Raw genomic sequence first — 5,513 nt, forward strand, 5'->3', positions numbered from 1 at the left:
CACCCGCACACATTGTGCCGGAATGGTACTTCCTGCCGTTCTACGCGATCCTGCGAGCCTTCACCTCGGAAGTCTGGGTGGTGATCTTCGCCAACTGGATCAGCTTTGGCATCATTGACGCCAAGTTCTTCGGTGTGCTGGCGATGTTCGGCGCGATCCTCGTCATGGCGCTGGTGCCCTGGCTCGATACCTCCTCGGTGCGCTCGGGCCGCTATCGCCCGATGTTCAAGTGGTGGTTCCTGCTGATGGTGATCGACTTCGTCGTGCTGATGTGGCTCGGTGCCATGCCTGCCGAAGAGCCCTATGCAACCTTCTCGCTGATCGCTTCGGCCTATTGGTTCGCCTACTTCCTCGTCATTCTGCCCCTCTTGGGCGTGATCGAGCGCCCGCTGCCGCAGCCCGCAACGATCGAGGAAGATTTCAAAGCCCACTACGGCAAGGCCCCTTCGGCCTCCCCGGCCGAGTAAGAGGACGCAACAGAGATGATGATGATCCGCAAAATCGCAATCACCGCCCTCACCGCGCTCTCGCTTTCGGGCGGGGCCGCAGTAGCCGCCGGTGACGAAGGCCATATCGAGGACTTTGCCTTCAGCTTTGAAGGGCCGTTCGGCAAGTATGATCAAAACCAGCTCCAGCGCGGGCTGAAGGTCTACACCGAAGTCTGCTCGGGCTGTCACGGCATGCGCTACGTGTCGTTCCGCTCGCTGGGTGAGCCGGGTGGCCTTGGCTACTCCGAAGACGAGGTGCGCGCCTACGCCGAGCAATTCGCTGTGCTCGACGAAGACTCGAACCGCCAGTTCTACGATCCTGAAGCTGGTGAATTCCGCACGCCCACCCCGGCTGACAACTTCCCAGCCAACTTCACCCAAGGCGCACCTGACCTGTCGTTGATGGCCAAAGCCCGCGCGGGCTTCCACGGCCCCTACGGCACCGGCCTCAACCAGCTCTTCCGGGGCATGGGCGGCGCCGAATACATCGCCTCCCTCCTCACCGGCTACACCGGCGAAGAGAAGGAAGAGTATGGCACCGTCTTCTACGAAAACCACGCCTTCCCCGGCGGCTGGATCTCGATGGCCCCGCCGCTGGCCGGTGAGGACGTTGATTTTGATGATGGCCACAGCAACTCGCTGCATCACGAAGCCATGGATGTCTCTGCCTTCCTGATGTGGGCCGCCGAGCCCAAGATGATGGCCCGCAAGCATACCTTCCTGCTCGCGACGCTGTTCATGGTCGTGCTGTCGGTTCTGCTCTACCTGACGAACAAGCAGCTTTGGGCACCGCACAAAGACAAGCTGAAGAAGAAGGACGAGGATTAAACCTCAACGCCCATCCCGGCAAAAATCAACGCGGCTCCTTCGGGGGCCGCGTTTTTTGTTGTGGTCAGCCCAGATAGGCGCGCAGCACCTCTGGCGGATCATCCAGCAAAGGCCCCGTTGCCACAGGCGCCCCCGCCCGCCCTTCGGCCACCAGCACCGCTTGGGGCGCAAACCGGCGGGCATCATTTGGGTCGTGCGTGACCATCAGCACCACGGCCTCGCCCGCGATCTCGTCCACAAGGTCAAGCATCTCGGTTTTCAGCGCCGGGCCAAGCGCCGCGAACGGCTCATCCAGCAGCAGCACCGGGCGGTGGCGCAGCAACACCCGCGCCAGCGCCACCCGGCTTTGCTGCCCGCCCGAAAGCGCACGCGGCTTGCGCCCGCCCATTCCGCCAAGGCCAACCCGCTCCAGCGCAGCTCCCACCGCGCGGCTGTCCTCGCGCGAAAGCCGCAGATCAGGCCGCAGCCCCAGCCCCACATTCTGAGCGACGCTCATATGCGAAAACAGGTTCCCTTCCTGAAAGAGCAGGCTCAAGGGCCGGTCTCCGGGTGGCTTTCCGGCCATATCCGCGCCACCAATCAGCACCCGCCCGGCGGCAGGCTCCAGAAAGCCGGCAATCCCCATCAGCAGCGTCGATTTGCCGGCACCAGATGGCCCGATCACCGCAATTCGCGCGCCCGCCTCGGCCCGCCACTCTGCCTCCAGCGTAAAGTCACCCTGCTCCAGCCGCAGCCCCTCAAGCGCCAGCATCCGCGCGCCCTCCTCTGTCAAACAGCCAAAACAGCGCCAGTGAGCTCACCAAAAGCAACAGCGCCGCGCCCGCGGCCTGCTCCATCCGGTAAGAGCCCATCAGGCTGTAAAGCTCATAAGGCAAGGTGCGGCTTTGGGCATCGGCGAAAAGCGTGATCACCCCAAGATCCCCCATTGAAAGCGCCGCCGCCAACCCGGCGGAAAAGCCCATCGCCCGGCGCATCGCCGGGAGCACCACCAACCGCAGCCGCGCGACACCGCGCATCCCCAGGCTCTCGGCCAGCCGACCGCTCCCCTGGCGCATCTCGCGCGCGGCGGGCAGCATCACCGCCAGCGCGAAAGGCAGCGCCAGCACCGCGTTCACCGCCGCCGTCACCCATAGCGCAATCTCATCCGGGCGCACCCAGCGGTAGCTGAGCAAAAACAACCCGGTGCCCATCACCAACGGTGAAGCAGCAATGGGCAGCACGGCCAACACCTGCACCCAAAGCCCCCGCCGCGCCGCCAGCGCCAGAGGCAAGGCCAGCGCAAGGCACAGTGCGGTTGAGCCAAGCGCCACAGCAAGTGACCGGCCCAGCGCCGCCCACACCGACAGCGGCAAATCAAACAGCCCCGCCGCACCACGCAGGCACACCGCCAGCAGAGGCCCGGCCAGAAACAGCGCCGCCAAGCCCACCGCCAGCGCGTCTTGCACCCGCAGCCAGCCCCCGCCGTCCCAGCGCCGCACCACGCCGCCCAGCCCCGCGCCAAAACCCGAGGGCCGCGCCACGCCCCAGGCCAGCGCGGCGGCGCAACTGGCCAGCGCAAATTGCACCAACGCCAGCACCGAGGCTGCGCCAAGGTCAAAATCAAACTTGAAAGCGGTGTAGATCGCCAGCTCCACGGTGGTCGCCTTCGGCCCTCCGCCCAGCGTGAGCGCCACCGCAAAGCTTGTGAGGCAAAGCGCGAAGATCAGCATCAGCGCCCCCGGCACCACCGCGCGCAACATTGGCCACTCCAGCCACCGCAAAATCGCCCCCGGCCCCATCCCGAACGATGCCGCCAGGCGGAAGCGCTCTGCCGGGATCGCCAGCCAGCCTTGCAGCAATAGCCGCGTGGCCAGCGGCAGGTTGAAGAACACATGCGCAAGGATCACCCCCTGCGGGCCGTAAAGGCTCACCTCTGGCAGGCCAAGCCCGCCCAGCAGCCAGTTTACCGCACCAGAGCGGCCAAACACCGCCACGAGGCCCAGCACCGCCACGATGCTCGGCAGAATAAACGGCGCGCCCATCAGCGTGATCACCGCACCGCGCCCCACAAACCGCCGCCGCGCCAGCGCCCGCGCCACCGGCACCGCCAGCGCAACGCTCAGCACCGCTGAGGCCGCCGCTTGCCAGAGCGTGAAGGCAATCGCCTCGCCAACCCGGCCCTCGGCCAGCCCCAGCCCGCCGGCCCGCCAGACCACCGCCCCAAGAGTGCCAAGGGTCAACCCCAGCACCACCAGCGCGGCCAGCCCCGCAAGGCTGCGGGTTACTGGCTCAGCCCGCGCTGCCATTCGGCTATGGCCTCGTCTTTCATGGCCTCAGCCTTCTCCTCGGGGAAGAAAAACACCTTCTCGGGCAGCGCAAGCGCGCCAAAGCCCTCAGGCAGCTTTTCGGCAGCAAGCTTGGCCGGGAAAGACCAGTTTCCCTCGGGGATTATCTGCTGAAACGGCTCCGACAGGACGAACTGCATGAACTGGTCAGCCAGCTCCGGCTGGTCGCTCCCCGCAATCTTCCCGGCCAACTCAACATAAAGGTAATGCCCTTCACCAAAGATCGCCGCCGCCTTGGTGGCGTCTTCCTCGGCGATGATGTGATAGGCGGGCGAGGTGGTGAAGCTCAGCACCATATCGGCCTCGCCCTCGGTGAAGAGCCCGTAAGCCTCTGACCAGCCTTTGGTGACCGTCAGGATGCGAGGCGCGAGCTTGGCCCAAAAAGCCTCTGCCTCGTCGCCGTAAACCGCCTTCACCCACATCACCAGCGCAAGCCCGGCGGGCGAGGAACGCGGATCCTGGATCACGATGCGAATGTCCTCGTCCATTGCCAACAGGTCATCAAAGCTGGCGGGCGCGGTTGCCATCTTGTCGCTGTTATAAATGAAGGCCACATGCGACCAGTCGAACGGCAAAAAGGTATCGTCGGCCCAGTCCACCGGCATCGTCAACCCGGTCACATCCACCCCATGCGGGGTAAACAGCCCGGTTGCGCGGGCGCGGGCCGTTTCATCCTGGCCAAGGCCGATCACAACATCGGCATCGGTGCGCTCGCCTTCCAGCATCAACCGGGGCAGCACATCCCCGGTGACCCATTCCAAATCACAGCCATCACACTCGGCCTCGAAGGCCTGCTTGATCGCCGGGCCGGGGCCCCAGTCACTGGCGAAGTAATCAGGTGCGTAAACGTGCAGGGTTTCTGCGCTGGCCACGCTGGCAAAAAGCGCAAATCCCGCGGCGATGAGGGGCGTTTTCATAGTGGTATCCTTCATTGCATGCGGGCGGAGCTGGCAATCGAGGACATCCCGAAACCTTCCCTCCGCCGGTTCTAGCCGGTTCAGGTTCAGCGGGTTCACGCCGCGATATGGCGCATCTCAGCCCGTGCAGGGCACCCCGAGGTGTGGCACACAATAGGCTGCCCGGCGCACTTGGCAAGCGATTGCAATGCGCTACAATGCTGCGGTGCAGCTATAAGCTGCAACCTAACGCCGGTGCCCCGCCCCATGAAGCTCCTTGCCGCCCTCCTTATTGCCCTGCCCCTTCCCGCGCTTGCGAGTGAAGGGCTGAGCTTTTCTTCGTTCACCACCCGGATCGAAAGCGGCGGTTACATCGACGGTGAAACCTTCCAGACCGTTTCCACCACGGCGCGCGCAGTAAAGCCGCTGTCCTGGGGCTGGCTTGGGCTTGATCTGGGCCTTGCCCATGGGCAGGCGGGCGGCGCGCGCTCCCTGACCACGGCCTCTGCGCTCGTCCATCTGTCTGCCGAGCCCCTGTCGTGGCTCACCGTTGGCCCTTATGGCTGGATTGGCGCCCAAAGCCGTGGCGGCGGCGTGTGGGCGCTGGGGGTTGAAGCCCTCGTTTACAGCCGCACCGGCTGGAGCGGGGAACTCTACTTTGGTGAAACGCGCGGTGGCCATGTGGGGGCCGAGGGCTATTCCACCAACCGGGGCCTGACGATCAGCTACCAGCCTGATCGCCCCATCGGCGGGCACTTCTTTTTTGCCAAGGACACGCTCAACCATCCCGCCAGTGACCATGATTATTACCGCGCGGGGCTGGGGATTGATGCGACGATCCCGCTTGATCAAACCCACGACATGCGCGTGAGCCTGGAACTGGGCCTGCACCATTATGACGATCGGGACCAACGCGAAAACTGGGTCGGCCTCAGCGTTTCGATCCCGCTGGGCGAAAGATCTGTGCGGAAAGCAGG

The 5,513-nt window shown here is 64.8% G+C and carries 5 protein-coding genes, 1 pseudogene and 1 riboswitch; of the genes and pseudogenes, 3 read left to right on the forward strand and 3 right to left on the reverse strand.

Annotated features, from left to right (window positions below; genetic code table 11):
- Nucleotides 1-467 (forward strand): annotated as a pseudogene (locus tag P1U55_RS15455) (cytochrome b); the annotation flags it as partial.
- 21 nt (nucleotides 468-488) lie between these two features.
- Nucleotides 489-1,316, forward strand: a complete 828-nt coding sequence (locus tag P1U55_RS15460) for a cytochrome c1 (protein ID WP_301048534.1) — start codon at nucleotides 489-491, stop codon at nucleotides 1,314-1,316.
- Nucleotides 1,317-1,380: 64 nt separating this feature from the next.
- On the opposite strand, the gene P1U55_RS15465 is transcribed toward P1U55_RS15460, so the two are convergent.
- Genes P1U55_RS15465 through P1U55_RS15475 form a run of 3 tightly spaced genes read right to left on the reverse strand, consistent with a single transcriptional unit; the run spans nucleotide 1,381 to nucleotide 4,557 of the window.
- Nucleotides 1,381-2,067, reverse strand: a complete 687-nt coding sequence (locus P1U55_RS15465; protein WP_301048535.1) for an ATP-binding cassette domain-containing protein — start codon at nucleotides 2,065-2,067, stop codon at nucleotides 1,381-1,383.
- The gene (locus tag P1U55_RS15470; RefSeq protein WP_301048536.1) at nucleotides 2,054-3,601 is read right to left on the reverse strand and encodes a thiamine/thiamine pyrophosphate ABC transporter permease ThiP; all 1,548 of its coding nucleotides are present in this window, start codon (nucleotides 3,599-3,601) and stop codon (nucleotides 2,054-2,056) included. Before P1U55_RS15470 ends, P1U55_RS15465 begins: the two co-directional genes overlap by 14 nt.
- Nucleotides 3,577-4,557 carry a thiamine ABC transporter substrate binding subunit gene (locus tag P1U55_RS15475; RefSeq protein ID WP_301048537.1) on the reverse strand — a complete coding sequence of 327 codons (981 nt, stop codon included), beginning with the start codon at nucleotides 4,555-4,557 and terminating at the stop codon, nucleotides 3,577-3,579. The genes P1U55_RS15470 and P1U55_RS15475 overlap by 25 nt, the downstream gene beginning before the upstream one ends.
- Nucleotides 4,558-4,597: 40 nt before the next feature.
- Nucleotides 4,598-4,706, reverse strand: a riboswitch (TPP riboswitch).
- 97 nt (nucleotides 4,707-4,803) lie between these two features.
- On the opposite strand from P1U55_RS15475, the gene P1U55_RS15480 reads away from it, so the two are divergent.
- Nucleotides 4,804-5,513 (forward strand): hypothetical protein (locus tag P1U55_RS15480; protein WP_301048538.1); only part of this gene is annotated, 710 nt, incomplete at its 3' end.

This window comes from Vannielia sp. (genome assembly GCF_029212645.1).
In the GTDB taxonomy this organism is placed as follows: domain Bacteria; phylum Pseudomonadota; class Alphaproteobacteria; order Rhodobacterales; family Rhodobacteraceae; genus Vannielia.

Excerpts from the sequence above, each read along its gene's own strand:
- P1U55_RS15470 (WP_301048536.1), bottom strand. The coding sequence starts at position 3,601 with ATGGCAGCGCGGGCTGAGCCAGTAACCCGCAGCCTTGCGGGGCTGGCC.
- P1U55_RS15460 (WP_301048534.1), top strand. The coding sequence starts at position 489 with ATGATCCGCAAAATCGCAATCACCGCCCTCACCGCGCTCTCGCTTTCG.
- P1U55_RS15475 (WP_301048537.1), bottom strand. The coding sequence starts at position 4,557 with ATGAAAACGCCCCTCATCGCCGCGGGATTTGCGCTTTTTGCCAGCGTG.
- P1U55_RS15465 (WP_301048535.1), bottom strand. The coding sequence starts at position 2,067 with ATGCTGGCGCTTGAGGGGCTGCGGCTGGAGCAGGGTGACTTTACGCTG.